Annotated in this window: 40 protein-coding genes and 1 pseudogene; 9 read left to right on the top strand and 32 right to left on the bottom strand. The window is 45.5% G+C overall.

Annotated elements, in window-relative coordinates; all coding sequences use genetic code 11:
* Positions 1–3: 3 nt before the first annotated feature.
* Positions 4–879: a uroporphyrinogen-III C-methyltransferase gene (gene cobA, locus L3V30_RS17570; protein WP_031780800.1), complete on the bottom strand. Its 876-nt coding sequence runs from the start codon at positions 877–879 to the stop codon at positions 4–6.
* A gap of 276 nt (positions 880–1,155) precedes the next feature.
* Here cobA and L3V30_RS17575 point away from each other — a divergent pair.
* Positions 1,156–1,611, top strand: a pseudogene (locus L3V30_RS17575) (metallophosphoesterase); the annotation flags it as partial.
* Positions 1,612–1,631: 20 nt separating this feature from the next.
* The gene (locus tag L3V30_RS17580) at positions 1,632–2,210 is read left to right on the top strand and encodes a Crp/Fnr family transcriptional regulator (RefSeq protein ID WP_005392358.1); all 579 of its coding nucleotides are present in this window, start codon (positions 1,632–1,634) and stop codon (positions 2,208–2,210) included.
* Between the two features lie 43 nt (positions 2,211–2,253).
* Here the strand turns inward: L3V30_RS17580 and dbpA are convergent, their stop codons facing one another.
* Complete coding sequence (gene dbpA, locus L3V30_RS17585) at positions 2,254–3,633, bottom strand: ATP-dependent RNA helicase DbpA (protein ID WP_005392361.1); 1,380 nt, start codon at positions 3,631–3,633, stop codon at positions 2,254–2,256.
* Between the two features lie 142 nt (positions 3,634–3,775).
* Here dbpA and L3V30_RS17590 point away from each other — a divergent pair, with 142 nt between their 5' ends.
* On the top strand, positions 3,776–4,237 hold the full coding sequence (locus tag L3V30_RS17590; RefSeq protein ID WP_031780248.1) for a GNAT family N-acetyltransferase: 462 nt from the start codon (positions 3,776–3,778) through the stop codon (positions 4,235–4,237).
* An 80-nt stretch (positions 4,238–4,317) separates the two neighbouring features.
* On the opposite strand, the gene L3V30_RS17595 is transcribed toward L3V30_RS17590, so the two are convergent.
* Complete coding sequence (locus tag L3V30_RS17595; protein ID WP_237309401.1) at positions 4,318–4,914, bottom strand: LysM-like peptidoglycan-binding domain-containing protein; 597 nt, start codon at positions 4,912–4,914, stop codon at positions 4,318–4,320.
* Positions 4,915–5,146: 232 nt separating this feature from the next.
* Between L3V30_RS17595 and L3V30_RS17600 the strand changes: the two genes are divergently transcribed.
* Together L3V30_RS17600 and L3V30_RS17605 are read left to right on the top strand one after the other, a co-directional pair.
* Entirely contained in the window at positions 5,147–5,767 is a 621-nt protein-coding gene (locus L3V30_RS17600) for an FKBP-type peptidyl-prolyl cis-trans isomerase (protein WP_005392370.1), read from the top strand.
* Positions 5,768–5,920: 153 nt separating this feature from the next.
* A complete protein-coding gene (locus L3V30_RS17605; RefSeq protein ID WP_005392373.1) occupies positions 5,921–6,400 on the top strand; it encodes a DUF2780 domain-containing protein in 480 nt (159 codons plus the stop codon).
* Between the two features lie 135 nt (positions 6,401–6,535).
* Here the strand turns inward: L3V30_RS17605 and rplQ are convergent, their stop codons facing one another.
* The 29 genes from rplQ to rpmE all read right to left on the bottom strand — a co-directional run bounded on the left by rplQ (position 6,536) and on the right by rpmE (position 20,872).
* Positions 6,536–6,916 carry a 50S ribosomal protein L17 gene (gene rplQ / locus L3V30_RS17610; protein ID WP_005383141.1) on the bottom strand — a complete coding sequence of 127 codons (381 nt, stop codon included), beginning with the start codon at positions 6,914–6,916 and terminating at the stop codon, positions 6,536–6,538.
* A gap of 26 nt (positions 6,917–6,942) precedes the next feature.
* Positions 6,943–7,935, bottom strand: coding sequence for a DNA-directed RNA polymerase subunit alpha (rpoA, locus tag L3V30_RS17615; protein WP_005383143.1), 993 nt, complete (start codon positions 7,933–7,935; stop codon positions 6,943–6,945).
* 24 nt (positions 7,936–7,959) lie between these two features.
* On the bottom strand, positions 7,960–8,580 hold the full coding sequence (gene rpsD, locus L3V30_RS17620; RefSeq protein ID WP_005383146.1) for a 30S ribosomal protein S4: 621 nt from the start codon (positions 8,578–8,580) through the stop codon (positions 7,960–7,962).
* A 27-nt stretch (positions 8,581–8,607) separates the two neighbouring features.
* Positions 8,608–8,997, bottom strand: coding sequence for a 30S ribosomal protein S11 (gene rpsK / locus L3V30_RS17625; protein ID WP_001118870.1), 390 nt, complete (start codon positions 8,995–8,997; stop codon positions 8,608–8,610).
* A gap of 18 nt (positions 8,998–9,015) precedes the next feature.
* Complete coding sequence (gene rpsM / locus L3V30_RS17630) at positions 9,016–9,372, bottom strand: 30S ribosomal protein S13 (RefSeq protein ID WP_005383154.1); 357 nt, start codon at positions 9,370–9,372, stop codon at positions 9,016–9,018.
* A 149-nt stretch (positions 9,373–9,521) separates the two neighbouring features.
* Positions 9,522–9,635 carry a 50S ribosomal protein L36 gene (gene rpmJ, locus L3V30_RS17635; protein ID WP_000868186.1) on the bottom strand — a complete coding sequence of 38 codons (114 nt, stop codon included), beginning with the start codon at positions 9,633–9,635 and terminating at the stop codon, positions 9,522–9,524.
* A gap of 38 nt (positions 9,636–9,673) precedes the next feature.
* Complete coding sequence (gene secY, locus L3V30_RS17640) at positions 9,674–11,008, bottom strand: preprotein translocase subunit SecY (protein ID WP_005379562.1); 1,335 nt, start codon at positions 11,006–11,008, stop codon at positions 9,674–9,676.
* Positions 11,009–11,028: 20 nt separating this feature from the next.
* A complete protein-coding gene (gene rplO, locus L3V30_RS17645; protein ID WP_005383155.1) occupies positions 11,029–11,463 on the bottom strand; it encodes a 50S ribosomal protein L15 in 435 nt (144 codons plus the stop codon).
* 5 nt (positions 11,464–11,468) lie between these two features.
* The gene (gene rpmD / locus L3V30_RS17650) at positions 11,469–11,645 is read right to left on the bottom strand and encodes a 50S ribosomal protein L30 (protein ID WP_005379565.1); all 177 of its coding nucleotides are present in this window, start codon (positions 11,643–11,645) and stop codon (positions 11,469–11,471) included.
* Positions 11,646–11,652: 7 nt separating this feature from the next.
* A complete protein-coding gene (gene rpsE, locus L3V30_RS17655; RefSeq protein ID WP_004745894.1) occupies positions 11,653–12,156 on the bottom strand; it encodes a 30S ribosomal protein S5 in 504 nt (167 codons plus the stop codon).
* A gap of 14 nt (positions 12,157–12,170) precedes the next feature.
* Complete coding sequence (rplR, locus tag L3V30_RS17660) at positions 12,171–12,524, bottom strand: 50S ribosomal protein L18 (RefSeq protein ID WP_005379568.1); 354 nt, start codon at positions 12,522–12,524, stop codon at positions 12,171–12,173.
* A gap of 9 nt (positions 12,525–12,533) precedes the next feature.
* Complete coding sequence (gene rplF / locus L3V30_RS17665) at positions 12,534–13,067, bottom strand: 50S ribosomal protein L6 (protein WP_005392377.1); 534 nt, start codon at positions 13,065–13,067, stop codon at positions 12,534–12,536.
* A 13-nt stretch (positions 13,068–13,080) separates the two neighbouring features.
* Positions 13,081–13,473: a 30S ribosomal protein S8 gene (gene rpsH / locus L3V30_RS17670; protein WP_005379572.1), complete on the bottom strand. Its 393-nt coding sequence runs from the start codon at positions 13,471–13,473 to the stop codon at positions 13,081–13,083.
* Between the two features lie 29 nt (positions 13,474–13,502).
* Entirely contained in the window at positions 13,503–13,808 is a 306-nt protein-coding gene (gene rpsN, locus L3V30_RS17675; RefSeq protein WP_004410442.1) for a 30S ribosomal protein S14, read from the bottom strand.
* Between the two features lie 17 nt (positions 13,809–13,825).
* Positions 13,826–14,365 (bottom strand): 50S ribosomal protein L5, encoded by a 540-nt coding sequence (gene rplE, locus L3V30_RS17680; protein WP_005379573.1) that lies wholly within the window; start codon positions 14,363–14,365, stop codon positions 13,826–13,828.
* 23 nt (positions 14,366–14,388) lie between these two features.
* Positions 14,389–14,706 carry a 50S ribosomal protein L24 gene (gene rplX / locus L3V30_RS17685; RefSeq protein ID WP_005379574.1) on the bottom strand — a complete coding sequence of 106 codons (318 nt, stop codon included), beginning with the start codon at positions 14,704–14,706 and terminating at the stop codon, positions 14,389–14,391.
* Between the two features lie 13 nt (positions 14,707–14,719).
* Positions 14,720–15,091, bottom strand: coding sequence for a 50S ribosomal protein L14 (gene rplN, locus L3V30_RS17690; protein WP_004410450.1), 372 nt, complete (start codon positions 15,089–15,091; stop codon positions 14,720–14,722).
* Between the two features lie 162 nt (positions 15,092–15,253).
* Positions 15,254–15,508 carry a 30S ribosomal protein S17 gene (gene rpsQ / locus L3V30_RS17695; RefSeq protein ID WP_005379575.1) on the bottom strand — a complete coding sequence of 85 codons (255 nt, stop codon included), beginning with the start codon at positions 15,506–15,508 and terminating at the stop codon, positions 15,254–15,256.
* Entirely contained in the window at positions 15,508–15,699 is a 192-nt protein-coding gene (gene rpmC, locus L3V30_RS17700; RefSeq protein ID WP_005392379.1) for a 50S ribosomal protein L29, read from the bottom strand. The genes rpsQ and rpmC overlap by 1 nt, the downstream gene beginning before the upstream one ends.
* Complete coding sequence (rplP, locus tag L3V30_RS17705; protein ID WP_005379577.1) at positions 15,699–16,109, bottom strand: 50S ribosomal protein L16; 411 nt, start codon at positions 16,107–16,109, stop codon at positions 15,699–15,701. Before rplP ends, rpmC begins: the two co-directional genes overlap by 1 nt.
* A gap of 11 nt (positions 16,110–16,120) precedes the next feature.
* The gene (gene rpsC / locus L3V30_RS17710; RefSeq protein ID WP_005383161.1) at positions 16,121–16,819 is read right to left on the bottom strand and encodes a 30S ribosomal protein S3; all 699 of its coding nucleotides are present in this window, start codon (positions 16,817–16,819) and stop codon (positions 16,121–16,123) included.
* Between the two features lie 18 nt (positions 16,820–16,837).
* Positions 16,838–17,170 carry a 50S ribosomal protein L22 gene (gene rplV, locus L3V30_RS17715; protein ID WP_005383164.1) on the bottom strand — a complete coding sequence of 111 codons (333 nt, stop codon included), beginning with the start codon at positions 17,168–17,170 and terminating at the stop codon, positions 16,838–16,840.
* Between the two features lie 10 nt (positions 17,171–17,180).
* On the bottom strand, positions 17,181–17,459 hold the full coding sequence (gene rpsS, locus L3V30_RS17720) for a 30S ribosomal protein S19 (RefSeq protein WP_004394525.1): 279 nt from the start codon (positions 17,457–17,459) through the stop codon (positions 17,181–17,183).
* Between the two features lie 21 nt (positions 17,460–17,480).
* The gene (gene rplB / locus L3V30_RS17725) at positions 17,481–18,305 is read right to left on the bottom strand and encodes a 50S ribosomal protein L2 (protein WP_005383168.1); all 825 of its coding nucleotides are present in this window, start codon (positions 18,303–18,305) and stop codon (positions 17,481–17,483) included.
* 15 nt (positions 18,306–18,320) lie between these two features.
* Positions 18,321–18,623: a 50S ribosomal protein L23 gene (rplW, locus tag L3V30_RS17730; RefSeq protein ID WP_004398471.1), complete on the bottom strand. Its 303-nt coding sequence runs from the start codon at positions 18,621–18,623 to the stop codon at positions 18,321–18,323.
* Positions 18,620–19,222: a 50S ribosomal protein L4 gene (gene rplD, locus L3V30_RS17735; RefSeq protein WP_005379556.1), complete on the bottom strand. Its 603-nt coding sequence runs from the start codon at positions 19,220–19,222 to the stop codon at positions 18,620–18,622. The genes rplW and rplD overlap by 4 nt, the downstream gene beginning before the upstream one ends.
* 17 nt (positions 19,223–19,239) lie before the next feature.
* A complete protein-coding gene (gene rplC / locus L3V30_RS17740) occupies positions 19,240–19,869 on the bottom strand; it encodes a 50S ribosomal protein L3 (RefSeq protein WP_005379555.1) in 630 nt (209 codons plus the stop codon).
* Positions 19,870–19,883: 14 nt separating this feature from the next.
* On the bottom strand, positions 19,884–20,195 hold the full coding sequence (gene rpsJ, locus L3V30_RS17745; protein WP_004410492.1) for a 30S ribosomal protein S10: 312 nt from the start codon (positions 20,193–20,195) through the stop codon (positions 19,884–19,886).
* A 455-nt stretch (positions 20,196–20,650) separates the two neighbouring features.
* On the bottom strand, positions 20,651–20,872 hold the full coding sequence (gene rpmE, locus L3V30_RS17750; RefSeq protein WP_005379546.1) for a 50S ribosomal protein L31: 222 nt from the start codon (positions 20,870–20,872) through the stop codon (positions 20,651–20,653).
* Between the two features lie 295 nt (positions 20,873–21,167).
* Between rpmE and priA the strand changes: the two genes are divergently transcribed.
* The 4 genes from priA to hslV all read left to right on the top strand — a co-directional run bounded on the left by priA (position 21,168) and on the right by hslV (position 26,141).
* Positions 21,168–23,369 carry a primosomal protein N' gene (gene priA, locus L3V30_RS17755; RefSeq protein WP_237309402.1) on the top strand — a complete coding sequence of 734 codons (2,202 nt, stop codon included), beginning with the start codon at positions 21,168–21,170 and terminating at the stop codon, positions 23,367–23,369.
* Between the two features lie 303 nt (positions 23,370–23,672).
* The gene (gene cytR, locus L3V30_RS17760) at positions 23,673–24,701 is read left to right on the top strand and encodes a DNA-binding transcriptional regulator CytR (protein ID WP_257739454.1); all 1,029 of its coding nucleotides are present in this window, start codon (positions 23,673–23,675) and stop codon (positions 24,699–24,701) included.
* Between the two features lie 224 nt (positions 24,702–24,925).
* Complete coding sequence (gene ftsN, locus L3V30_RS17765; protein ID WP_031780671.1) at positions 24,926–25,474, top strand: cell division protein FtsN; 549 nt, start codon at positions 24,926–24,928, stop codon at positions 25,472–25,474.
* A gap of 115 nt (positions 25,475–25,589) precedes the next feature.
* Entirely contained in the window at positions 25,590–26,141 is a 552-nt protein-coding gene (hslV, locus tag L3V30_RS17770; protein WP_005383176.1) for an ATP-dependent protease subunit HslV, read from the top strand.
* The last annotated feature ends 3 nt before the right edge of the window (positions 26,142–26,144 follow it).

Below are 26,144 nucleotides of genomic sequence, written 5' to 3' on the forward strand. Positions count from 1 at the left end.
AAATTATATGGAGTTGGCAATAGCACTTTTGTTGAATTCAGTACTAGACAAAAACCAGTCTAACTTTTGAGACAATCGCACTACCTCTCCGACAACAATCAAAGATGGCGATTGAGCTTCCTTCGATAAATCAGAGAGTTGGGAGAGCTCTCCCGTAAATACTTTTTGTTGAATCTGCGTGCCACGCTCAATAATGGCAATCGGAGTCGACGCTGAACGACCATGCTTAATGAGTTGATTCTGAATATAGTGTGATTTCATCAGCCCCATGTAGATCACTAAAGTCTGATTCCCACGCGCCAACGTGGACCAATCCATCTCATCACTTTCTTCTTTCAAGTGGCCAGTCACAAAGATGGCCGATTGCGCATAATCACGATGAGTCAGTGGAATACCAGCATAAGCGGTCGCGCCAGCTGCTGCGGTAATGCCAGGGACAACTTGAAAACGAACGCCAGCATCAGCAAGCACTTCTAACTCTTCACCACCACGACCAAATACAAACGGATCACCACCTTTAATGCGCACTACTTTGTAGCCCTGCTTGGCAAAATCCACCAAAAGCTGATTCGTCTTCTCCTGCGGCACACTGTGATGCCCAGCTCGTTTCCCAACGCACACTAAAATCGTATCGCTAGGGATCAAGGCCATGATTTCTTCAGACACCAAGTAGTCGTACAAAACCACATCGGCTTGCTGCAAACAGTTCAGTGCTTTCACTGTCAAAAGTTCAGGATCACCCGGCCCCGCCCCCACTAAGGCGACCTCACCAGGCTGTAGCGATTGCTTTGCAAAACGAGTAACACCAGCTACTGGGTTATCAGAAACTAACCGGGGCTTTGGTTTAGGAAAAGAAGTGACTGAATCGTTCGTTGCCATGTGCTTGCTCATCGTCCATTGATATCATTATGCAAGCATTATGGCGGGGCGTTTATATTACCTGAAATTCTAAAATTTCATTTTTTATTCAAAAATCTGCTAAGAAGTTTTTGTTTGGTCTCATTCAAAAGAGTGAAAAAGTCGGCGGTTAATATGAATAAGGTTCAGTAAACTAATTTCTGTTCACAGTTTTCTGTATCTTTATCATTAAGTTGCACCAGCGTTTGATACATTACGCGATACAATTCCCCCCTTCCCATTGAATTGGAGCACCAAATGAAAGTGGCAGTTCATCCTATTTCCCTCGCAGTATTAAGTGGCATGCTAACGCTTGCTGGCCCAGTAATGGCCGATACCATCAAGCTTCGTATTATCGAAACCACCGACATTCACACCAACGTGATGGATTACGATTACTACAAAGACCAACCATCACAGCAAATCGGTTTAAGTCGCGCAGCGACCATAGTGAAGCAGGCAAAGTCCGAGGCAGAAAACACGGTATTAGTAGATAATGGCGATTTAATTCAGGGCAGCCCAATGGGTGATTACATGGCGGCGAAAGGGATTAACGCTGGCGATGTGCACCCAGTCTACAAGGCTATGAACCAACTAGACTACGATGTGGGCAACATTGGCAATCATGAGTTCAACTATGGCTTAGATTTTCTACAAAAGACGTTGGCGGGCGCTAACTTCCCTTACATCAACGCAAACGTATTTGATAAAGAAAACCGTTTCTGAGTTATCACATGCACAGCGATCTTTTTTCAGACTTAGTCAATCATGGCTTCTTAGACACAGAAGCAAACCAACTTATCAAAAATGGTGAGTTACTCGAACTGCCTACGCGCCACATTCTTAACCACCAAGGAGAGTTTAGCTCGCACCTTTACTTCATTATTGAAGGGTTATGCCATGCAAGCTATCTCACTGAGCAGGGCAAAGAGTTCAGTAAAGAATTTTATTGGGAGAAAGACTGGGTTATCGGCTTTGAGAGCATAATTAAGAACCAACCTTCGCCTTACTTATTGGAAACGCTGAGCGCTTGTCAGCTATTTTGCTTACCAATTGAAACGTTGCATCAATGGCGAGCAGAAAAACACGCCATTTACTTAAAGCTACTCGAAAACCAACTGGTTAATAAAGAGAACAAAGAACGCTTTATGCTGCTCTACTCGCCAGAGGAACGATACCAATTGTTTTGCGCCCATTACCCAGACTTAAAGCTACGTATTACCGATAGCCAAATAGCTGCTTATCTTGGGATCACGCCTATCAGTTTGAGTCGAATTAAAGCGCGCTTAACTAAAGATCACACATCCAAGTAAACTCGAAAAAGAAAAGGCCCTTCAAACGAAGAGCCTTTCTATGCTATTTAAGAAGCCGCGCCCGGAACTGGCGCCCTTTCATCTTGCCGTTACTAATGGTCTGTAGAGCCTTTTTAGCCACAGACTTTTCGACGGCAACATAAGCGCGCACAGGGAATAGGTGAATCTTGCCAACTTGAGAGCCTGGGATACCATTTTTCCCCGTCAGACACCCTAAGATATCACCCGGTCGTACTTTCTGTTTCTTACCGCCATCAATGTTAATCGTCACCATCTTCGCTTGGTATGGCTGCTGATTTGATTTGGCAGGCAATGTTGCTGGTACCACGTCCATATCCAAGTATTCTTCAATACGAGCTACACGCAAACCGTCTTTCTCTCCAAAGAAGCTGAACGCCAAGCCCTTACTACCCGCACGGCCTGTACGACCGATACGGTGTACATGAACCTCAGGATCGCGCGATAGCTCAAAGTTAAAGACTGCATCAAGGTTATCTACGTCCAAACCACGCGCCGCGACGTCTGTTGCGACAAGGATAGAAACACTCTTGTTAGCAAACTGCACCAATGCTTGATCGCGTTCACGCTGTTCTAAGTCCCCATGGATATCGATAACGCTGAACCCTTTGCGATGCAACTCATCTGCGACACTTTGCACTTCTTTTTTGGTATTACAAAAAACCACAGCGGACTCTGGTTGGTGAGTCAGCAGCAAATTCGCCAATGCTTCATCACGTGCTTCCGAGCCTTCAACTTTATAGAAGTACTGCGCAATACTTGAGGTATCGTGCGTCGATTCCACCTTAATGACTTCAGGCGTCTGCATAATACGCTGCGCAATTTGCTCAATTTTCTCTGGGAAAGTAGCACTGAAAAGTAGAGTTTGACGCTGCTTTGGCGCTGCATCAATAATCGCATCTAATGCGTCTTGGAAACCCATGTCCAACATGCGATCAGCTTCATCCAACACCAAGGTATTCAGCTCGCTAAGGTTAATTCGGCCTTTCTCAAGGTGATCCAAAATACGGCCAGGTGTGCCGACTAGGATGTGCGCGCCATGCTCCAGAGAACCAATTTGTGGCCCCATTGGCATCCCACCGCAGAGAGTTAGCACTTTAATATTATGAATGCCACGACCTAAAGTACGAATTTCCTTCGCGACTTGATCCGCAAGCTCACGAGTTGGACACAATACTAATGACTGGACACGAAAGCGTTTGACGTTAAGGTTCGATAAAACACCCAAACCAAATGCAGCGGTTTTACCTGAGCCCGTTTTACCCTGCCCGATGACATCACGATGTTTTAGGATTGCAGGCAAACTCAAAGCTTGAATTGGCGTCATGTGGGTGTAGTTCAGGGAATCAAGTGTGGCGAGTAACGCTGGGTTTAGCCCGACTTGATCAAAAGTTTGTTTGCTCACGGGAATATCCTCAGGTGAGATGAAAAGAGGGCACATTATCACCAGATTTGGTGGGAAAACCAGTGATAATTAACCTTTGTTAATGAGTATGAGTACAAAACAAAGTAAAGTCAGTCACTCTACTCTCATGACGGATGACAACATGCTCACTTGGATTACTTTGCCCTTTGCTCAACTGACAACCACACAATTGTATACAATGATGAAATTACGTGTGGATGTATTCGTCGTTGAACAAACCTGCCCTTATCCTGAACTGGATGGCAAAGACACATTGGAAGGTGTTTATCATCTAATAGGTTACCACGGTGATGAACTTGTTGCTTGCGCACGATTGCTACCCGCTGGCACGACGTATGACAATGTGAGCATTGGTCGAGTCGTCACCAAACAAACTGCGCGTGGTGATGGTCTGGGACATAAGTTGCTGGAAGAGGCATTAACACAGTGTGAAATATTGTGGCCAGGACAGACGATTGATATAGGAGCTCAAGAGCATCTCATCCAGTTTTATGCGAGTCATGGATTCAAAGTTATTTCTGATCGCTACCTAGAGGATGGTATTCCTCATGTGGATATGCGAAAAGAAGCCGTAGCGATATAACGCGTTCATTGCTAGGTTACTAATTTATAGATAAACTAAAAAGACGCGATACCTTCGCGTCTTTAGTTCATTTGAAGCATCTACTTGTTGCGCCCAAAGGTCCCATCCGATAAGCGGAAAAACATGACGGACCGCCCGTTTTTTTCTAGTTGCAGCATATCCAACTCGCCTTCATCGCTAAGCTTAAAGCGAATCAATTGTCCTTGTTTAATTTGGCTCAGCGGCTTATCACTGCCTTCGATTTTTACTAGAGCGCTAAGATCCGCCATCGAGAGCTGATTACTTCTGAAAACCTGCGCTAACGTGTCGCCATTTTTAACCGTGTACTCTTTCCAGTCTTCGGATTTCGGCCCAGAATTCAGAGAGGTTCTTTGCTGGCTTAAACTCTGTGCATTCAGCTGAATCGCTACGCGCTGATGATCGACCTCAGCTTGCTCAACTGATTGTTCTGTTTTATTCGGCAAAGGAATAACAAGGAGTACCAGAATCAATGGTACTAAAACCATCAAAGCTCGTTGATGGAATTTCGGTAGGCGCAGCCAAAACTGCTTAACAGGCTGTATACGCTCCAACCACTGCTCTTTGTTGAACGGCTGCTTCCAGTCGATAGCAGCGAATTTTTGTTTAACCAATTCGACATAGTCGACTTGCTGCTTTTTCTTTCTGCGACGATTCATTTTAATGAGTCCCTTAATACTTCTACTGCCAGTATAAAAATACCGACGCGGAGAGTATATGTTTTTCACTAAACTAAAATGGAATTTGGATTAAATTAGCAGAAATTTCACTTGGAGTAAGAGATAAGTCACACCCTGGCCGCCTCAATTAAGCATTCAGTCGCAATCATTTAAACCTAAGCTCGAAACTGATATCCTGTTGCCTTTATCACTCCTAACAAGAGCGACATTCATGTCTGAAATTAAATTTGAAACTGCAGAACAAAAAGCAAGCTACGGCATTGGTCTGCAAATGGGTCAGCAACTTGCAGGTTCTGGTCTTGAAGGTCTTAGCGTTGATGCTATCGCAGCGGGTATTGCAACAGCACTAACTGGTGACATGCCATCAATCGAAATTGATGAAATCAACAAAGCACTCCAAGAACTTCACACTCGTGCAGAAACCGCTCGCCAAGAAGCAGCGAAAATTGCAGCAGCAGAAGGCGAAGCGTTCCTAAAAGACAACGCACTACGCCCTGAAGTTAACGTTCTAGACTCTGGCCTTCAGTACGAAATCATTTCTGAAGGTACTGGTGCAGTTCCAACAGCAGAAAGCTCAGTTCGCGTTCACTACCACGGTGAGCTAACTGACGGTACTGTATTCGATAGCTCTGTATCTCGCGGTCAACCAGCTGAATTCCCTGTTACAGGCGTAATCAAAGGCTGGGTAGAAGCACTACAACTAATGCCTGTTGGTTCTAAGTGGAAACTATACGTACCACAAGACCTTGCGTACGGTGAGCGTGGCGCTGGTGCAGCTATCCCTCCATTTGCAGCACTAGTTTTCGAAGTAGAACTACTAGATATTCTTTAATTGAAACCATTTTCAATTATGATTAAATAAAACGGCGCATTAGCGCCGTTTTTTTGTCTAAACTGAATAGACTTTCTCACCTCTAAACCTTTCATTTTGATAACCTTTAAAACAATAAAATCACGTTAAAAACGCTCAACCTTTGGAGGTACTATGCGTAAAACACTCCTAACTCTAGCACTCCTATCAATCAACATTGGTAGTGCGCACGCATTCTTAGATTCAGTCACTCAAAAAAGTAAAGAAATTGGCCTGATGGACATGGTCGGCAGCAGCTTGAACACCGAGTCTTCTCCATTAACAGACATGCTAACTAGCCAATTACCAGTATCCACTGAGCAAGCAGCCGGAGGTAGTGGTGCGCTACTCGCTTTGGCTCAAAGCCAGCTTTCGCAAGAAAATAGTAGTGAATTACAGTCTTTGATTCCTGGACTTTCAAACTTGCAAGGAGCACAAAGCTTACTAGGAAATATTGAGAATATCAGTGCAGTAAAAAGTGCATTCGATACGTTAGGTTTAGACCCATCTATGATCAGTCAGTTTGCTCCAGTAATCTTGGATTACTTGAACAAGCAAGGCGCTAGCGAAGGGCTTCTAAGTTCGTTGGGCGGGTTGTGGAATACTAGTAAATAAGCGCAAGTGATAATCACTTTTTAAATTGCCAGTCTGCATGGGTTGAAATAAATGCAGGCTGGATATAAAGGTTTACTGAATTACAGATACAAAAAAGCCGAGCTAATGCTCGGCTTTCTCGTTCTTACGAACTGATTACTCAGCAGCTTCTTCAGCAGCTGGGCGATCTACAAGCTCAATGTAAGCCATTGGAGCTTTATCACCAGCACGGAAGCCAGCTTTTAGGATACGAGTGTAACCGCCCTGACGAGCAGCAAAACGTGGACCTAGTTCGTTAAATAGTTTTGCAACTACTTCGTTGTCACGAGTACGTGCAAATGCTAGACGACGGTTAGCAACACTGTCAGTCTTAGCTAGTGTAATCAAAGGCTCAACTACGCGACGTAGCTCTTTTGCTTTTGGCAAAGTAGTCTTGATAACTTCATGACGTACTAGAGAGCTAGCCATGTTGCTGAACATCGCTTTGCGATGTGAGCTGTTGCGGTTGAGTTGACGACCACTCTTACGATGGCGCATGACCTAATCCTTCTAACTAGTATCGATTAATCTTCAGCGATTGATGCAGGTGGCCAGTTTTCTAGGCGCATGCCCAGAGACAGACCACGTGACGCAAGTACGTCTTTAATCTCAGTAAGAGATTTTTTACCAAGGTTAGGCGTTTTAAGTAGCTCAACCTCAGTACGTTGTACTAGATCACCGATGTAGTGAATCGCTTCTGCTTTCAGACAGTTAGCAGAGCGAACTGTTAGTTCAAGATCGTCTACAGGACGCAGTAGGATCGGATCGAATTCTGGCTTCTCTTCCTTCTCCTCAGGAACTCGTACATCACGAAGATCTACGAATGCATCCAATTGTTCAGCTAGGATTGTAGCTGCACGACGGATTGCTTCCTCAGGTTCTAGAGTACCGTTTGTTTCCATATCGATAACAAGCTTGTCTAGATCAGTACGCTGTTCTACACGAGCTGCTTCTACAGCGTAGGCAATTTTGTCTACTGGGCTGTAAGTAGCATCTACTAGTAGGCGACCGATAGGACGCTCGTCTTCTTCGTTATGGATACGCGCAGAAGCTGGAACATAACCACGACCACGTTCAACTTTGATACGCATTGCGATCTCAGCGTTGTCATCCGTTAGGTGACAAATTACGTGTTCAGGGTTAGCGATCTCTACATCACCATCATGGGTGATGTCACCTGCAACCACAGGGCCCGAGCCTGATTTGTTCAAAGTAATGAACACTTCATCTTTGCCTTCGGCAACGCGCACAGCCAAACCTTTAAGGTTTAGAAGAATTTCAAGAATATCTTCTTGAACGCCTTCTTTCGTGCTGTACTCATGAAGTACGCCTTCAATTTCTACTTCTGTTACAGCACAACCTGGCATAGAAGATAGAAGGATGCGGCGAAGTGCATTACCCAGAGTATGACCAAAGCCACGCTCTAATGGCTCAAGAGTTACTTTTGCGTGAGTCGAGCTGATTTGTTCGATGTCAACTAGACGTGGCTTAAGAAATTCTGTTACAGAACCCTGCATTGTGTCCTCTCTTTAGTTTAAACCTTACTTAGAGTAAAGCTCGACGATCAATTGTTCGTTGATGTCAGCTGATAGATCAGAACGCTCAGGCATACGCTTGAATGTACCTTCCATCTTGCCACCATCTACTTCAATCCAAGTTGGTTTTTCACGTTGTTCAGCAACTTCTAGAGCTGCTTTGATACGAGCTTGCTGTTTAGCTTTCTCGCGAATAGAAACAACGTCATTAGCCGCTACTTTGAAAGAAGGAACGTTTACAACTTTACCGTTTACTAGGATAGCTTTGTGGCTAACTAGCTGACGTGCTTCTGCGCGAGTTGCGCCAAAGCCCATGCGGTAAACTACGTTATCAAGACGACCTTCAAGAAGCTGAAGTAGGTTTTCACCAGTGTTGCCTTTTAGGCGAGCAGCTTCTTTGTAGTAGTTACGGAATTGTTTTTCTAGAACGCCGTACATACGACGTACTTTTTGCTTCTCACGAAGCTGAACGCCATACTCAGATAGACGACCGCGACGAGCGCCGTGTACACCTGGTGCGTTATCAATTTTACACTTGGTATCGATCGCGCGAACACCAGACTTAAGGAATAAGTCAGTGCCTTCACGACGGCTAAGCTTCAGCTTAGGACCCAAATATCTTGCCATGATTCTTCTCCAATTGTCCTAGAAACGTTATACGCGACGTTTCTTAGGTGGACGACAACCGTTATGAGGGATTGGTGTAGCATCAACGATGTTTGTGATGCGGAAACCAGCGGCGTTTAGTGCACGAACAGTAGATTCGCGACCTGGACCAGGACCCTTAACCATAACTTCCAAGTTCTTTAGGCCGTATTCTTTAGCCATTTCAGCACAACGCTCAGCAGCAACCTGTGCAGCGAACGGAGTAGACTTACGAGAACCACGGAAACCAGAACCACCTGCAGTAGCCCATGCAAGAGCGTTACCTTGACGGTCAGTAATGGTTACGATTGTGTTATTGAAAGAAGCATGGATGTGCGCAACGCCATCTGCAACTTGCTTGCGTACGCGCTTACGAGCGCGAGTTGGTTGTTTAGCCATTGTACTCTACCTTCCCGATTATTTCTTGATCGGCTTACGCGGACCCTTACGGGTGCGAGCGTTGGTTTTAGTACGCTGTCCACGTAGTGGTAGACTGCGACGATGACGAAGACCACGGTAACAGCCAAGGTCCATAAGACGCTTGATGTTCATAGATACTTCACGACGTAGATCACCTTCTACAGTGTACTTAGCTACACCATCACGCAGTTGATCGATCTGCTCTTCAGTTAGTTCACTGATCTTAACATTTTCAGCAATACCCACTTCAGCTAGGATAGCTTGAGAGCGAGTTTTACCGATGCCGTAGATCGCTGTTAGAGCGATTACTGCATGTTTCTGATCAGGAATGTTAATGCCTGCTATACGGGCCATTATTCACTCCTAAGTGTTTCTATAAAAGAATTAGCCGCAGCAAAGCCCGTTATGGATACGCTGCGGAATACTACTTCTTTTGCACGCAAAAGGTAGGCCGAGGAATATACTCGACCCAACCTTCATTTTCAAGTAAAAATTTCTGCTAATTAGCCTTGGCGCTGTTTGTGCTTTGGCTCACTGCAAATCACGCGAACGACACCGTTACGCTTGATTACTTTACAGTTACGGCAGATTTTTTTAACGGAAGCACGAACTTTCATTGCTAAACTCCGTAAATGAAACTGAGTCTACCGCCGGATTAACGGCCGTAGCCTTTCAGATTCGCTTTCTTCAACACAGAATCATACTGTTGAGACATCAGATGAGTCTGTACCTGTGCCATAAAGTCCATAATTACAACAACTACGATTAGTAGCGATGTACCGCCGAAGTAGAAACGTACGTTCCACGCGACCATCATGAACTCGGGAATCAGACAGATAAAGGTAATGTACAGTGCACCAGCAAGGGTTAAACGTGTCATTACTTTATCAATGTATTTCGCTGTCTGCTCACCTGGGCGGATACCGGGTACGAATGCACCAGACTTCTTCAAGTTATCTGCTGTTTCACGCGGGTTGAAAACCAACGCCGTGTAGAAGAAACAGAAGAAGATAATTGCTGCTGCATAAAGCATTACATACAACGGTTGACCTGGGCTAAGAGCCAAAGACACGTCAGTTAACCAACCGAACGCGCTGCTCTCACCGTTTTGACCAAACCACTGAGCCAATGTTCCTGGGAACAAGATAATACTTGATGCAAAAATCGCTGGAATTACACCTGCCATGTTAATTTTAAGAGGCAAGTGCGAGCTTTGCGCAGCAAATACTTTACGACCTTGTTGACGTTTCGCATAGTTAACGACGATTCGGCGTTGACCACGTTCCATGAAAACAACGAAGTAAATTACTGCAAAAGCTAATACCGCGATTAGCAACAGAAGAAGTACATGCAATTCACCTTGACGCGCTTGCTCGATTGTTTGACCGATTGCAGAAGGCAATCCAGCAACAATACCTGCAAAAATCAGTATCGAAATACCGTTACCAATTCCGCGCTCTGTAATTTGTTCACCTAACCACATCAAGAACATGGTACCGGTTACTAAACTTACGGTAGCAATTAGCGTAAACATGGTTTGGTTGATAACAACCAGATTGTCGACCATGTTTGGTAGGCCAGTTGCAATACCTATAGCTTGGAAGGTTGCAAGTACAAGCGTGCCGTAGCGTGTGTATTGGCTTATCTTACGACGGCCTGCTTCACCCTCTTTTTTGAGTTCAGCTAACGCTGGATGAACTACAGTTAGCAATTGGACAACAATAGATGCCGAAATATACGGCATGATGCCCAATGCTAATATAGATGCACGCTCAAGAGCACCACCGGAGAACATGTTAAACATTTCAACGATGGTACCTTTTTGCTGTTCGAACAAATCGGCAAGTACAGCAGCGTCAATACCAGGAATCGGCACAAAAGAGCCGGCTCGGAATACTAAAAGTGCACCAATTACGAATAACAAGCGCGACTTTAGTTCACTTAAGCCGCTCTGAGCACTACGAAAATCTTGTCCTGGTTTCTTAGCCATCTGTACCTCGTTCCTCGAGATTATTCCTCGATTTTACCGCCTGCAGCTTCGATTGCAGCTTTAGCGCCTTTAGTCACACGTAGACCTTTCACAGTCACTGCTTTGTTGATTTCACCAGAAAGAACAACTTTTACAAACTCGATGTTCTTAGTGATGATGTTAGCAGCTTTAAGACTGTTTAGATCAACTACGTCACCAGAAACTTTCGCTAGCTCAGCTAGACGAACTTCAGCAGACACTAGGCTCTTACGAGAAGTGAAACCGAATTTTGGTAGACGTTGTTTCAGAGGCATCTGACCGCCTTCGAAACCTGGACGAACACTGCCGCCAGAACGTGATTTTTGACCTTTGTGACCACGGCCACCAGTTTTACCTAGGCCTGAACCGATACCACGACCTACTCGCTTCGCAGAAGTTTTCGCGCCAGCAGCCGGTGCTAGAGTATTCAAACGCATTCTGATTACTCCTCAACTTTAACCATGTAGTAAACCTTGTTGATCATACCGCGAATACACGGAGTATCTTCAAGTTCTACTGTGTGGTTGATTTTACGAAGACCTAGACCGCGCAAAGTAGCTTTGTGCTTTGGCAGACGACCAATTGAGCTTTTAGTTTGAGTTACTTTAATAGTTGCCATGGTGTTCTTACTCCGAAATAGATTCAACAGTTAGACCACGTTTAGCAGCAACCATTTCTGGTGACTTCATGCTACCTAGTGCATCGATCGTTGCACGAACGATGTTGATAGGGTTCGTAGAACCGTACGCTTTAGATAGTACGTTGTGTACACCAGCAACTTCTAGTACTGCACGCATCGCACCACCTGCGATAACACCAGTACCTTCTGCAGCAGGCTGCATGTAAACTTTAGAGCCCGAATGGCGACCTTTCACTGGGTGGTGAAGAGTGCCTTCGTTTAGAGCGATCGTAGTCATGTTACGACGCGCTTTTTCCATTGCTTTTTGAATCGCTGCAGGTACTTCACGAGCTTTGCCGTAACCGAAACCTACACGACCATTACCGTCACCAACTACTGTTAGTGCAGTGAAGCTCATGATTCGACCGCCTTTAACCGTCTTAGATACGCGGTTAACTGCGATTAGCTTTTCTTGCAAATCATTCGCTTGAACTTGTTGTTCTTTAGCCATCTTCCAACCCTACCTTAGAATTTCAGACCAGCTTCGCGAGCAGATTCTGCTAGCGCCGCTACTCGACCGTGGTATTGGAAACCAGAACGATCAAATGCAACTGCAGTTACGCCCTTCTCAAGAGCGCGCTCAGCAATAGCTTTACCCACTGCTTTAGCTGCATCAACGTTACCAGTGTATTTCACTTGCTCACGGATCGCTTTTTCTACAGTAGAAGCTGCTGCGATAACCTCAGAGCCGTTAGCCGCGATAACCTGTGCGTACACGTGACGAGGAGTACGGTGTACAACTAGGCGAGTCGCACCCAGTTCTGCAATCTTACGACGTGCACGTGTAGCACGACGGATGCGAGATGCTTTCTTATCCATAGTGTTACCTTACTTCTTCTTAGCTTCTTTAGTACGCACATTTTCATCTGCGTAACGAACACCTTTGCCTTTGTATGGCTCAGGCTCACGGTAAGAACGAATGTCAGCCGCAACTTGACCAACTAGTTGCTTGTCAGCACCAGTGATCACGATTTCAGTTTGGCTTGGACATTCAGCTTTAATACCCGCTGGCAACTCGTGCTCAACTGGGTGTGAGAAGCCTAGTGTTAGACCTACAGCGTTGCCTTTGATAGCAGCACGGTAACCTACACCTTTAAGAGTTAGCTTCTTAGTAAAGCCTTCAGTAACACCAACAACCATGTTGTTAACTAGAGCGCGAGCAGTACCTGCTTGAGCCCATGCGTTAGCAACACCTTCTTTAGGACCGAAAGTCAGGTTATTTTCTTCCTGAGCGATTACAACTGCATCGTTAAGAACGCGAGTTAGTTCGCCTTTCGCACCTTTTACAGTGATTTCTTGGCCGTTTAGTTTCACCTCTACGCCAGCTGGAATAGCGACAGGTGCTTTTGCAACACGAGACATAGTCTACTCCTTATTAAGCTACGTAAGCGATGATTTCACCACCAAGACCTGCTTTACGTGCAGCGCGGTCTGACATAAGACCCTTGGAAGTAGAAACGATAGCAATACCAAGACCACCCATTACAGAAGGAAGTTCATCTTTCTTCTTGTAAACACGTAGACCTGGACGAGAAACACGTTTAAGTTGCTCGATTACTGGTTTAGCTTGGAAGTACTTAAGTGTAACTTCTAGCTCAGGTTTTGCTTCGCCTTCAACAGCGAAGTCAACGATGTAACCTTCAGCTTTTAGTAGTGCAGCAATTGCAACTTTAAGCTTTGAAGAAGGCATTTTTACAGCAACTTTGTTTGCTGCCTGACCGTTACGAACGCGGGTCAGCATATCCGAAATCGGATCTTGCATGCTCATATGATTTACTCCAAATGATTAAGTGGCAATTACCAGCTAGCCTTACGAAGACCCGGAATCTCGCCTTTCATGCAAGCTTCACGAACCTTAATACGGCTTAGACCGAACTTACGTAGGTAACCGTGTGGACGACCAGTTTGGTTGCAACGGTTGCGCTGACGTGATGCACTTGAATCACGTGGAAGAGATTGCAGTGTAAGAACCGCGTTCCAACGATCTTCTTCAGATGCGTTTACATCGCTGATGATAGCTTTTAGCGCTGCACGCTTTTCAGCGAACTTAGCTACTAGCTTCGCACGTTTTGCTTCACGCGCTTTCATTGAATTTTTAGCCATAACAGTAACCCTTCACCTTACTTACGGAATGGGAAGTTAAAGGCAGCCAGCAGAGCACGGCCTTCCTCATCAGTACCAGCAGACGTCGTAATAGTGATGTCTAGACCGCGTACTCGATCAACTTTATCAAAGTCGATTTCCGGGAAGATGATTTGCTCGCGAACGCCCATGCTGTAGTTACCGCGACCGTCAAAAGACTTAGCGCTAACACCACGGAAGTCACGTACACGTGGAAGAGCGATGTTAATTAAACGCTCAAGAAAATCCCACATACGTTCGCCACGCAAGGTTACTTTACAACCGATAGGGTAGCCTTCACGGATTTTGAAACCTGCAACAGATTTGCGCGCTTTTGTGATAAGTGGCTTTTGACCAGAGATCGTTGCCATATCAGACGCTGCATTTTCTAGCAGTTTCTTATCGTTGATTGCTTCACCAACACCCATGTTTAGGGTGATTTTCTCGATTCTAGGGACTTGCATGACGCTTGTGTAACCGAACTGTTTGGTCAGTTCAGCGACTACAGACGACTTGTAGTAATCATGCAGTTTCGCCATAGTAGAACTCCAAATTACTTCTATTAGTTAGAAACGGTTTCGCCGTTAGACTTGAAGAAACGAACTTTTTTGCCGTCTTCAAAACGGAAACCGATACGGTCAGCTTTACCAGTAGCTGCGTTGAAAATCGCCACGTTAGAAACGTCGATTGCTGCTTCTTGCTCTACGATACCGCCTTGGATACCCATAGCTGGAACAGGTTTCTGATGCTTCTTAACTAGGTTGATACCTTCAACGATAACTTTACCAGTTGCTAGAACCTTAGTTACTTTACCTTTCTTGCCTTTGTCTTTACCAGCAAGAACGATTACTTCGTCATTACGACGGATTTTAGCTGCCATTTCTACGTGCTCCTTACAGAACTTCTGGAGCCAGTGAAACGATCTTCATGAACTTATCGCCACGAAGTTCGCGTGTCACAGGACCAAAGATACGTGTACCGATTGGTTGCTCAGTATTGTCGTTTAGCAATACGCAAGCATTTCGGTCGAAGCGAATGACAGAACCGTCAGGACGACGTACGCCTTTACGGGTGCGCACTACCACCGCCTTCAGAACATCACCTTTTTTAACTTTACCGCGAGGGATTGCTTCCTTCACAGTAACTTTGATGACGTCACCGATATGTGCATAACGGCGGTGAGAGCCACCCAGAACCTTAATACACATTACGCTGCGTGCGCCTGAGTTATCAGCTGCGTCCAGCATACTTTGCATTTGGATCATGTTAGTGCTCCGCTAAATATTAATAACTAGACCCATCACGGGTCGGGCTGCCTCTTTAAAAGGGACGCGAATTGTACCACCCTTTTTTGTGATTGGGTAGTCAAAAAATAAACGGCTCCAAAAATATTTTGGAGCCGCTTTAGTTTCATAGAATTAACGAGATTAAATCTTCGCCTTTTCTAGAACTTTTACCAAAGTCCAAGACTTAGTCTTAGACAGTGGACGACACTCTGCGATTTCAACTGTGTCGCCTAGGCCACACTCGTTGTTCTCGTCATGTGCGTGTACTTTAGTCGTACGTTTTACGTATTTACCGTAGATTGGGTGTTTTACGAAACGCTCGATAGCAACAGTGATAGACTTGTCCATCTTATCGCTAACAACACGACCTTGTTGAGTACGTTTTACTTCGCTCATTATGCGCCTGCCTTCTCAGTCAAAACAGTTTTCACACGTGCGATATCACGGCGTACAGCTTTCAGAGCATGAGTTTGCTGTAGTTGACCAGTCGCAGCTTGCATGCGCAAGTTGAACTGTTCACGTAGCAAATTCATTAGCTCAGCGTTAAGCTCTTCAACGCTTTTCTCGCGTAGATCTTGTGCTTTCATCACATCACCTGCTTAGTTACAAATGTAGTTTTGAAAGGCAGTTTACGTGCCGCAAGACGGAACGCTTCACGTGCCAATTCTTCAGGTACACCACCCATTTCGTACATAACCTTACCAGGTTGGATTTGGGCTACCCAGTACTCAACGTTACCTTTACCCTTACCTTGACGAACTTCAAGTGGTTTTTCTGTGATTGGTTTGTCTGGGAACACACGGATCCAGATTTTACCTTGACGCTTAACGTGACGTGTCATTGCACGACGTGCCGCTTCGATTTGACGAGCAGTTAGACGACCACGGCCAACAGCTTTAAGACCGAATTCGCCGAAGCTTACATCAGTACCTTTAGCTAGACCACGGTTACGACCAGTCTGAACCTTACGGAACTTAGTACGTTTAGGTTGTAGCATCTGTCGACTCCTTACTTACGGCCTTTACGCTGCTTCTTAGGCTTGTCGCCTTTAGGCTCTACAGCGTTAGCTGCTGGCATACCACCTAGGATTTCACCTTTGAAGATCCAAGTTTTAATGCCGATCACACCGTATTGAGTGTGAGCCGAAGAAGTTGCGTAATCAATGTCAGCACGTAGAGTGTGTAGAGGCACACGGCCTTCACGGTACCACTCTGAACGTGCGATTTCAGCGCCGCCTAGACGACCGCTTACTTCCACTTTGATACCTTTAGCGCCTAGGCGCATTGCGTTTTGTACTGCGCGCTTCATAGCACGACGGAACATAACACGACGCTCTAGCTGAGACGCGATGCTGTCACCAACAAGTTGCGCATCTAGTTCAGGCTTACGTACTTCAGCGATGTTAATTTGCGCTGGTACACCTGCAATTTTAGCTACAGCTGCGCGTAGCTTCTCAACGTCTTCACCTTTCTTACCGATAACAACGCCTGGACGAGCAGTGTGAATAGTCACACGGATGCTCTTAGCAGGACGCTCGATAACGATACGTGATAGAGACGCTTTTTTCAGTTCACTTGTAAGGAACTGACGTACCTTGAAGTCGCCGTCTAGGTTGTCAGCGAAATCTTTGGTGTTAGCAAACCATGTAGCATTCCAAGGCTTAACGATGCCTAGACGAATACCATTTGGATGTACTTTTTGACCCATTGCTTACTCTCCTAGTCTCTAGCGATCTGCTACAACAACAGTGATGTGGCTTGAACGCTTCAAGATACGATCCGCACGACCTTTAGCACGAGGCATAATACGCTTCATGGTTGGGCCTTCATCTACAAAGATTTTTGCGACATTCAGATCGTCAATATCTGCACCTTCGTTGTGCTCCGCGTTAGCGATAGCAGACTCTAGAACTTTCTTAACTAGTGCAGCAGCTTTTTTGTTGCTGAACGTTAGGATTTCTAGAGCTTGGTCAACAGATTTACCACGGATTAGATCCGCAACTAAGCGAGCTTTCTGAGGCGAAATGCGAGCAAAGTTATGTTTAGCAATTGCTTCCATTATTTACTCCTTAGCGCTTCTTAGCTTTCTTATCCGCAGCGTGACCGCGGTAAGTACGTGTTGGTGCGAATTCACCCAGTTTGTGACCGATCATTTCATCAGTTACAAATACTGGTACGTGCTGACGACCATTATGGACAGCGATGGTCAAACCGATCATCGTAGGGATGATCATTGAACGACGGGACCAAGTCTTAATAGGCTTTTTGTCTCCGCTTTCCACCGCTTTCTCTACCTTCTTCAGCAAGTGTAGGTCAATAAAAGGACCTTTCTTGAGAGAACGTGGCATGGCGATTCCTCTTTATATAGATTACTTGTTACGACGACGTACGATGTACTTGTCAGTGCGTTTGTTCTTACGAGTCTTGAAGCCTTTAGTAGGCATACCCCAAGGAGATACTGGGTGACGACCACCAGAAGTACGGCCTTCACCACCACCGTGTGGGTGGTCAATCGGGTTCATTACAACACCACGAACCGTTGGACGGATACCGCGATGACGTGATGCACCTGCTTTACCAAGTTCACGTAGCATGTGCTCAGAGTTACCAACTTCACCGATTGTTGCACGGCCTTCAGAAAGAACTTTGCGCATCTCGCCAGAACGTAGACGGATAGTTACGTACGCACCGTCGCGAGCAACGATTTGAGCGTAAGCACCAGCCGAACGAGCTAGCTGACCACCTTTACCAGGCTTAAGTTCAACGTTATGTACTGTTGAACCTACTGGGATATTACGCATTGGTAGAGTGTTACCAGCTTTGATTGGTGCATCAACACCAGACTGAATAACATCACCAGCTACAACACCTTTAGGTGCTAGGATGTAGCGACGCTCACCGTCTTTGTAAAGAACTAGAGCAATGTTTGCGCTACGGTTTGGATCGTATTCAAGACGCTCAACTGTCGCTGGAATACCATCTTTAGTACGTTTGAAGTCAACTACACGGTAGTGGTGCTTGTGACCACCGCCGATGTGACGTACTGTGATACGACCCTTGTTGTTACGACCACCGTTCTTAGAGTTTTTCTCTAGAAGAGGTGCGTATGGCTTGCCCTTGTGTAGGTCAGCGTTAACAACTTTAACAACGTGACGACGACCAGGGGAAGTCGGCTTACATTTAACAATAGCCATTTTTAACTACTCCTGTTATTCCGCGCCGCCAACGAAGTCAAGATCTTGACCTTCTTTCAAAGTAACGTACGCTTTCTTAACGTCGCTGCGGCGACCTTGGCGTAGACCTTGACGTTTGGTCTTACCCTTAGTGATAAGAGTATTTACAGACTTAACTTCAACTTCAAATAGCTTTTCTACAGCTGCTTTGATCTCTTTTTTAGTCGCATCTTTAGCTACTTTGAAAACGATAGTGTTCGCTTTCTCAGCTGCCATAGTTGCTTTTTCAGAGATGTGCGGTGCACGTAGAACTTTTAGGATACGCTCTTCAGTGATCATGCTAGCATTTCCTCTACTTGCTTAACTGCTTCTGCAGTCATTACAACTTTGTCAAACGCGATTAGAGATACTGGATCGATACCAGCAACATCACGTGCGTCAACTTTGTATAGGTTACGAGCAGCTAGGAATAGATTCTCATCTACTTCGCTAGTCACGATTAGAGCGTCAGTTAGCTCAAGCTCTTTAAGCTTAGCAACTAGCTCTTTAGTCTTTGGTGCTTCAACTGAGAAGTTATCAACAACGATTAGACGCTCTTGACGAACAAGCTCAGAAAGAATGCTCTTCATAGCACCACGGTACATTTTTTTGTTTACTTTTTGGCTGTGATCTTGTGGTTTCGCAGCAAAAGTAACACCACCTGTACGCCAGATTGGGCTACGGATTGTACCAGCACGCGCACGGCCAGTACCTTTTTGACGCCATGGCTTAGCGCCACCGCCAGAAACTTCTGAACGTGTTTTTTGAGCACGAGTACCTTGACGAGCACCTGCTGCGTACGCAACAACTACTTGGTGTACAAGAGCTTCGTTAAACTCACGTCCGAAAGTAGTTTCGGAAACAGTTAGTGCATCGGCACCTTTAACCATTAGTTCCATTACTTACTCCTGAGACGTTATGCTTTAACAGCTGGTTTAACGATCACGTTGCCGCCAGTTGCGCCTGGGACTGCACCTTTAATAAGAAGCAGGTTGCGCTCAGCGTCAACACGTACGATCTCTAGGTTTTGAGTCGTTACACGCTCAGCACCCATGTGACCTGCCATTTTCTTGCCTTTAAATACGCGACCTGGAGTCTGACATTGACCGATAGAACCAGGAGCACGGTGAGACAATGAGTTACCGTGAGTCATATCTTGAGTACGGAAGTTCCAACGCTTAACAGCGCCTTGGAAACCTTTACCCTTAGATGTACCAGTAACGTCTACTTTCTTAGTTTCGTTGAATAGTTCAACAGTTAGTTCTGAACCAACTTCGAACTCTTCGCCGTTTTCTAAACGGAATTCCCAAAGACCACGACCAGCTTCAACGCCAGCTTTAGCAAAGTGACCTGCTTCAGCTTTGTTTACGCGGTTAGCTTTCTTAGAACCAGCTGTAACCTGGATTGCTGCGTAGCCGTCAGTTTCAAGAGTTTTCACTTGAGAAACACGGTTAGCTTCAACCTCAACAACAGTTACTGGGATAGAAACGCCTTCTTCAGTAAATACGCGGGTCATGCCCACTTTACGACCGATTAGACCAATCATACTTCTAATCTCCCTTAACCTAGGCTAATTTGAACGTCAACGCCCGCAGCAAGGTCTAGACGCATTAGAGCATCAACAGTCTTGTCTGTTGGCTCAACGATGTCGATTAGACGCTTGTGAGTACGGATTTCGTACTGGTCACGTGCTTTCTTGTTAACGTGTGGAGAGATAAGAACTGTGAAACGCTCTTTACGAGTTGGCAGTGGGATTGGACCACGAACCTGTGCGCCAGTGCGCTTAGCTGTTTCAACGATTTCCGCTGTAGAAGCATCGATTAGTTTGTAATCGAAAGCTTTTAGGCGGATACGGATACGTTGGTTCTGCATGAGACAGAGCTCCAAATTTAATAAATTACACAAACAATATCGCCACTCAAACTCGTCAAGACGAGAGAATGCCGATTGATTTATGTGAAACCGTAGCATCCAAGATTAGGACGCATTGTCAGTTAATTTTCGATTAACTATCCCTATATGCCAAAGTCACCTTTGAGGATAGTTTTTCCGAAGAAAAGATAGCTAATTGTATTAACCGCGAACATAAGCTGAGTATACATTACCTCACAAATCCTTAGATTTGCTCGCTCCTCACTGCTCATTGGTTCACAACTGGCTTAACCAGTGCGCTGCATTATACAGATCACACTTTAGGTTGCAAGCGCTGAGTGAAAAATAATCGGGAATATTCCAAACCCTATACATCCCTCTTCGCTTGGTAGCCATTAAACAAAAAGGACGCTTCAGCGTCCTTTTCTAAACTGTAATCGTAATAGCGGCTGCTATTATTTCTTACCGCTTGATAGTGCACCGAAACGCTTGTTGAAGCGATCAACACGGCCGCCTGTATCAACGATACGTTGCTTACCAGTGTAGAATGGGTGACACTTGTCACATACGTCTAGGTGGATAGATTCTTTACCTAGAGTAGAGTTGAACTCAAAAGAGTTGCCGCAAGAACAAGTCGCTTTTACTGCTTTGTATTCTGGGTGGATACCAGCTTTCATGGGATAACCTCAATAGTAGGCCGTGTCGCTATACGAATCTAAGCCGCACACCACACGCAATTAATAATAAAATGGGATACCGCATCAACTAATTGCCGAAGCCATATCTCAAGGCGCGATATAGTAAAGAATCACATTGCTCGGATCAACATATTTGGCAACTTTTTCGCCATTTTTTTAGCCAGACTAATCATAGAGGCACGATTCACGCTGAATCACATAGCTTTACTCGAATTTCCATACCGATTTTAATAGACTCTCATTTCCTTTCCCTCTTTTTAATAGCTAAGAATTTATGCGTCCAACCATTGCTAGAGTGGCATTACCCGTTCCGCTCGACAAACAATTTGATTACGCCATTCCGGGGCACCTGTTTCCGATCATTGGTGGACGCGTTTCCGTACCTTTTGGACGCCAAACCTTAGTCGGCATCGTCACCGCAATGGTGAACGACTCCGACTTTCCTAAAGATCAACTTAAGCCAATCAAAGCGGTATTAGACTCCCAACCGATATGGCCAGAGACGCTTTATTCTCTGCTAAATTGGTGCAGCCAGTTCTATCAGTACCCTCTAGGTGACACTCTACACAATGCAATGCCTGCCGCGCTGAGGAAAGGCAAACCGGCCGACTTTGCAACGCTACAAGAATGGCAACTGACAGAAGCAGGAAGAAATAAGCTCATGCAAGGGCTTGGACGTGCGATAAAACAACAGCGTGCACTCCAAATGATGATCAACGGCCCAATCTCGCATCAAGAGCTCTTGGATCAAGAAGTAAACTCAACCATCTTAAAAAATCTCGAAGAAAAAGGTTGGGTCGAGCGCATCGAGAAAAAGCCGACCATTACGAAATGGAGTCAAAATGTAGAGTGTGCGGTAGAGAAACCAAAGCTTAACCATGAACAAGCACTCGCGATTGCCAGCGTAAATAGCCAAACGGGCTTTGCTTGCTATTTATTAGAAGGGGTCACGGGATCCGGTAAAACCGAAGTTTACTTAAACCTTATCAAGCCCGTTCTAGAGCAAGGGAAACAAGCATTAGTTTTAGTACCTGAGATCGGTCTAACGCCCCAAACCATCAACCGCTTTAAACATCGATTTAATGTCCCAGTAGATGTGATTCATTCCGGTTTGAATGAAACAGAGCGTTTGAACGCCTGGTTATCGGCTCGCGATAAAGCCGCGGGGATCATCATTGGTACGCGCTCAGCCCTACTGACACCTTTTGCTGATTTGGGGATTATTATCGTTGATGAAGAGCATGACTCCTCTTATAAGCAACAAGACAGCTTGCGTTACCACGCTCGTGATGTTGCTGTCATGCGCGCCCATAAAGAGCAAGTGCCGATTGTCCTTGGCTCAGCGACGCCAGCGTTAGAAACCCTACATAATGCACTGTCTGGTAAATATCACCATTTAACACTCACCCAACGAGCTGGCTCTGCCGTGCCAACCACCAATAAAGTGTTAGATGTAAAAGGTCAGTATTTAGAAAGTGGCTTATCCGCCCAACTGATTGCCGAAATTCGCAAACACTTAAAAGTAGGCAATCAGGTTATGTTGTTTCTTAACCGCCGAGGTTTCTCGCCCGCTTTGATGTGCCATGAATGTGGTTGGATTGCAGAATGTAAACGCTGTGATGCGTACTATACGTTCCACCATTACAGCAACGAAATACGCTGCCATCACTGCGGCTCACAACAACCTGTCATTCATCAGTGTCAGGGATGTGGTTCAACTCAACTGGTTACCGTCGGCGTAGGAACGGAACAGCTCGAACAACAATTGGCTCAGTTGTTTCCAGAATACAAAGCCATTCGCATCGACAGAGATAGCACACGTCGCAAAGGTAGCTTGGGAGATGCCCTTGAGTCGATTCGTAAAGGTGAATACCAAATACTGATAGGCACTCAAATGCTGGCTAAGGGGCACCACTTTCCAAATGTAACGCTCGTAGCTCTTTTGGATGTTGATGGCTCTTTGTATAGTAGTGATTTTCGCGCTTCGGAGCGATTAGCTCAGCTGTTTATTCAGGTCGCAGGTCGTGCTGGCCGAGCAAGTAAACCTGGCGAAGTGATCCTGCAAACTCACCATCCTGAGCACAGCTTGCTGCATGCCCTACTTCAAAAAGACTATCGTCACTTTGCTATGACAGCTCTGGAAGAACGCAAACTGGCTCAGCTTCCGCCTTATAGTTTCTTGACTCTGTTTAAAGCAGAAGCAAACCAAAGTGAGGTAGTTGAAGACTTCCTGCGTCAGGTTCGCTTTACGTTAGAATCACACCCTCTGTTCGATGATTCCTGCATGGTGTTAGGCCCCACTCCTTCACCTTTGGCCAAGCGGGCTGGTAAATACCGCTGGCAGCTGTTACTTCAAACCCAGCATCGTTCATTGATGCAAAAGTTATTAACCAGTGCCAAACCTGCTATTGAGTTGTTGCCAAATGCCAAGAAAGTTCGCTGGAATTTAGACATAGAGCCACAAGATCTCAGCTAGCAAACGTTTAACTATGTAATGAATTACCATTTAATGTGACGAGCATCACGACAGGATTGCAATTTTTGTTAAACAGACCGTAACTTTCACTTTAGAAATGAATAGACTATCCAAATTAGAAAAGTCTAAAGTGACTTGTTCGCACAGGCTTAGATTAAAACAATGACTATTCCCACAAATTGATGTCGCAGTGAAGAATCCATTTTTCCACTTGTTAACACGAACTGAGCGAAGAGCAAACGCTGCTCTAACTCAGCGTGATTACTATGATTTCAAACCGGAATAACGTCATCTTGGCAAAAAATAAACGAGAGGTTAAAAACTATGGCGACAATGAAGGATGTTGCCCAGCTTGCGGGAGTGTCTACGGCTACGGTATCTCGAGCATTAATGAACCCAGAGAAGGTCTCTTCTTCAACGAGAAAAAGAGTAGAAGATGCCGTACTTGAAGCGGGTTATTCTCCAAACTCATTAGCGCGTAACTTACGTAGAAACGAATCAAAAACCATTGTCACTATCGTTCCCGACATCTGTGATCCTTATTTTTCTGAAATTATTCGCGGCATTGAAGATGCTGCCATGGAACATGGCTATCTAGTCCTGCTGGGCGATAGCGGACAACAGAAGAAACGCGAAAGTTCTTTCGTTAACCTCGTATTTACTAAGCAGGCGGATGGAATGCTACTGCTTGGCACAGATCTACCGTTCGATGTCAGTAAGCCAGAACAAAAGAACTTACCTCCGATGGTAATGGCGTGTGAATTTGCGCCAGAGTTAGAACTTCCGACAGTACATATTGACAACCTGACCTCAGCATTTGAAGCGGTGAATTACCTAACCCAACTAGGTCATAAACGCATCGCGCAAATCTCGGGGCCAGATACGGCAATATTGTGTCAGTTCCGCCAGCAAGGTTATCAACAAGCCTTGCGCCGCGCAGGCATCAATAAAGATCCTCAATATAGTGTCATTACTGAGTTCTCTTTTGATGGCGGAGCAAAAGCCGTTCGTAAACTGCTCGAATTGCCTGAGCCACCAACGGCTATTTTCTGTCACTGTGACACAATGGCCATCGGCGCAATTCAAGAAGCGAAAAATCTTGGCTTACGAGTACCGCAAGATCTCTCCGTTGTGGGCTTTGATGACATTAACTTCGCTCAGTACTGCGATCCACCGTTGACCACTATCTCTCAGCCTCGCTATGAGATTGGTCGACAAGCGATGCTAATGATGCTTGAGATGTTAAAAGGACACGACGTGCATTCAGGCTCGCGCCTACTTGAAACTAACCTCGTCATTCGCGGAAGCGCAGCGCCACCACAGCGCCCTTAACCTAAAAATTAAGTATCCATACCCAAAGCGGTGCTAAGGCGCCGCTTTTTATTTACCCCTCCTGCTTTTTGTGTATCCCTGAATAAATATAAGCGAGAACGGAAACACACTCCTACACTCGGGCGTTGTCGCGCTTTAGCTATCAAGATTCTATCAATAGGGTGTTTTCTCAACTCGTTCTGGATTAACATATTTGCAAGAATCCTTGATGACCAGAAATAACCGTGGCAAATAGAGATTATGTAAGACGGGGGCGAGGTGCCCCAAAAAAGTCGACAAAAAAACAACCGCCGAGAAGAAAAAAACCTTGGCGTAGTGGCCTGCTCGCTATCTTGCTTGTGGGCGGTTTTGGCTATGGTCTTTACCTTTTGAGTAGCGACCCAGAACCAAAACCACCTGTCGTGAAACAGCCAACAACCACTGCGAGCAAACCAAAGCCGAAAAAAGATTTGCCGCCACCACCAGAAGAAAAATGGGAATATGTCGAGTCACTACCGAAACGTGAAGTTGAAGTTGTGGCCAAAGAAATTGAAGTTTCTAAAATTCCTTACATCATGCAATGTGGCGCTTACAAAACCCAGGCGCAAGCAGAAGAGCGTAAACTTGCAATCGCGTTCCAAGGGATGTCGAGCAAGATTCGTAAGAAAGAAGGTAGTTCATGGTATCGCGTGGTGCTAGGTCCGTATAAGTTCAAACGTGATGCAGAACGTGACCGTCATAAACTGCAACGCGCGAAAATCGAGCCATGTGCGATTTGGAAAGAAAATCTTTAAACTCAGGCCCTAGGAGCTAAGATCCTAGGGCCTTTCTTTTTGCCCCCTTGAATCCCTATTTCCCCTCCCCCATATACTGAATTAAATCCAAAGAGAAATAATCAAGAGGTCGACTGTGACTACCATTGTATCTGTACGTCGAAATAATAAAGTCGTCATCGCGGGTGATGGCCAAGTATCTCTAGGCAATACCGTAATGAAAGGTAATGCGCGCAAAGTTCGCCGCTTATATAACAACCAAGTACTAGCAGGCTTTGCTGGCGGCACCGCAGATGCCTTCACCCTTTTTGAGCGCTTCGAAAGCAAACTGCAAATGCACCAAGGCCACCTTACTAAGGCTGCGGTTGAGCTAGCCAAAGACTGGCGCAGCGATCGTGCTCTGCGCAAGCTCGAAGCCTTGCTTGCCGTTGCCGACGAAACCGCATCGTTAATCATTACCGGTAATGGTGATGTCGTACAGCCAGAACACGACCTGATTGCGATTGGCTCTGGTGGTGCTTACGCACAAGCTGCCGCAACCGCCCTACTAGAAAACACAGATCTAGATGCTCGTGAGATCGCGGAAAAAGCCCTCAACATCGCGGGTGATATTTGTGTCTTCACCAACCACCACCACACAGTAGAAGAGCTAGACTCAACGGTAGAGCCTGAAAAACCAACCGCGTAATCG

Source organism: Vibrio sp. A1-1 (assembly GCF_021728175.1).
GTDB classification, from domain to species: domain Bacteria; phylum Pseudomonadota; class Gammaproteobacteria; order Enterobacterales; family Vibrionaceae; genus Vibrio; species Vibrio diabolicus.

Coding starts and splice junctions, on each gene's coding strand:
- cobA (WP_031780800.1), bottom strand. CDS start 879: ATGGCAACGAACGATTCAGTCACTTCTTTTCCTAAACCAAAGCCCCGG.
- rplN (WP_004410450.1), bottom strand. CDS start 15,091: ATGATCCAAATGCAAAGTATGCTGGACGCAGCTGATAACTCAGGCGCA.
- L3V30_RS17600 (WP_005392370.1), top strand. CDS start 5,147: ATGTCTGAAATTAAATTTGAAACTGCAGAACAAAAAGCAAGCTACGGC.
- rpoA (WP_005383143.1), bottom strand. CDS start 7,935: ATGCAGGGTTCTGTAACAGAATTTCTTAAGCCACGTCTAGTTGACATC.
- rpsS (WP_004394525.1), bottom strand. CDS start 17,459: ATGCCACGTTCTCTCAAGAAAGGTCCTTTTATTGACCTACACTTGCTG.
- L3V30_RS17580 (WP_005392358.1), top strand. CDS start 1,632: ATGCACAGCGATCTTTTTTCAGACTTAGTCAATCATGGCTTCTTAGAC.
- rplB (WP_005383168.1), bottom strand. CDS start 18,305: ATGGCTATTGTTAAATGTAAGCCGACTTCCCCTGGTCGTCGTCACGTT.
- rpsE (WP_004745894.1), bottom strand. CDS start 12,156: ATGGCTAAAGAACAACAAGTTCAAGCGAATGATTTGCAAGAAAAGCTA.
- rplC (WP_005379555.1), bottom strand. CDS start 19,869: ATGATTGGTCTAATCGGTCGTAAAGTGGGCATGACCCGCGTATTTACT.
- rpmC (WP_005392379.1), bottom strand. CDS start 15,699: ATGAAAGCACAAGATCTACGCGAGAAAAGCGTTGAAGAGCTTAACGCT.
- rplP (WP_005379577.1), bottom strand. CDS start 16,109: ATGCTACAACCTAAACGTACTAAGTTCCGTAAGGTTCAGACTGGTCGT.
- rplR (WP_005379568.1), bottom strand. CDS start 12,524: ATGGATAAGAAAGCATCTCGCATCCGTCGTGCTACACGTGCACGTCGT.
- L3V30_RS17605 (WP_005392373.1), top strand. CDS start 5,921: ATGCGTAAAACACTCCTAACTCTAGCACTCCTATCAATCAACATTGGT.
- rpsC (WP_005383161.1), bottom strand. CDS start 16,819: ATGGGTCAAAAAGTACATCCAAATGGTATTCGTCTAGGCATCGTTAAG.
- rplD (WP_005379556.1), bottom strand. CDS start 19,222: ATGGAACTAATGGTTAAAGGTGCCGATGCACTAACTGTTTCCGAAACT.
- rpsQ (WP_005379575.1), bottom strand. CDS start 15,508: ATGAGCGAAGTAAAACGTACTCAACAAGGTCGTGTTGTTAGCGATAAG.
- rpsM (WP_005383154.1), bottom strand. CDS start 9,372: ATGGCCCGTATAGCAGGCATTAACATTCCTGATCAGAAACATGCAGTA.
- rpsD (WP_005383146.1), bottom strand. CDS start 8,580: ATGGCAAGATATTTGGGTCCTAAGCTGAAGCTTAGCCGTCGTGAAGGC.
- rpmE (WP_005379546.1), bottom strand. CDS start 20,872: ATGAAAGCTGGTATCCACCCAGAATACAAAGCAGTAAAAGCGACTTGT.
- L3V30_RS17590 (WP_031780248.1), top strand. CDS start 3,776: ATGCTCACTTGGATTACTTTGCCCTTTGCTCAACTGACAACCACACAA.
- secY (WP_005379562.1), bottom strand. CDS start 11,008: ATGGCTAAGAAACCAGGACAAGATTTTCGTAGTGCTCAGAGCGGCTTA.
- rpsJ (WP_004410492.1), bottom strand. CDS start 20,195: ATGCAGAACCAACGTATCCGTATCCGCCTAAAAGCTTTCGATTACAAA.
- rpmJ (WP_000868186.1), bottom strand. CDS start 9,635: ATGAAAGTTCGTGCTTCCGTTAAAAAAATCTGCCGTAACTGTAAAGTA.
- rpsK (WP_001118870.1), bottom strand. CDS start 8,997: ATGGCTAAACAACCAACTCGCGCTCGTAAGCGCGTACGCAAGCAAGTT.
- L3V30_RS17595 (WP_237309401.1), bottom strand. CDS start 4,914: ATGAATCGTCGCAGAAAGAAAAAGCAGCAAGTCGACTATGTCGAATTG.
- rplV (WP_005383164.1), bottom strand. CDS start 17,170: ATGGAAGCAATTGCTAAACATAACTTTGCTCGCATTTCGCCTCAGAAA.
- priA (WP_237309402.1), top strand. CDS start 21,168: ATGCGTCCAACCATTGCTAGAGTGGCATTACCCGTTCCGCTCGACAAA.
- rplE (WP_005379573.1), bottom strand. CDS start 14,365: ATGGCGAAACTGCATGATTACTACAAGTCGTCTGTAGTCGCTGAACTG.
- rplO (WP_005383155.1), bottom strand. CDS start 11,463: ATGCGTTTGAATACTCTAGCACCGGCTGCTGGCGCGAAAACTTCTGCG.
- rplW (WP_004398471.1), bottom strand. CDS start 18,623: ATGATCACTGAAGAGCGTATCCTAAAAGTTCTACGTGCACCGCACATC.
- rpmD (WP_005379565.1), bottom strand. CDS start 11,645: ATGGCAACTATTAAAGTAACTCAAACTAAAAGCTCAATTGGTCGTCTG.
- rplQ (WP_005383141.1), bottom strand. CDS start 6,916: ATGCGCCATCGTAAGAGTGGTCGTCAACTCAACCGCAACAGCTCACAT.
- rpsN (WP_004410442.1), bottom strand. CDS start 13,808: ATGGCTAAAAATTCAATGAAAGCGCGTGAAGCAAAACGTGCGAAGCTA.
- rplF (WP_005392377.1), bottom strand. CDS start 13,067: ATGTCTCGTGTTGCAAAAGCACCTGTCGCTATTCCAGCTGGCGTAGAG.
- rplX (WP_005379574.1), bottom strand. CDS start 14,706: ATGGCAGCTAAAATCCGTCGTAATGACGAAGTAATCGTTCTTGCTGGT.
- rpsH (WP_005379572.1), bottom strand. CDS start 13,473: ATGAGCATGCAAGATCCGATTTCGGATATGCTGACCCGCGTTCGTAAC.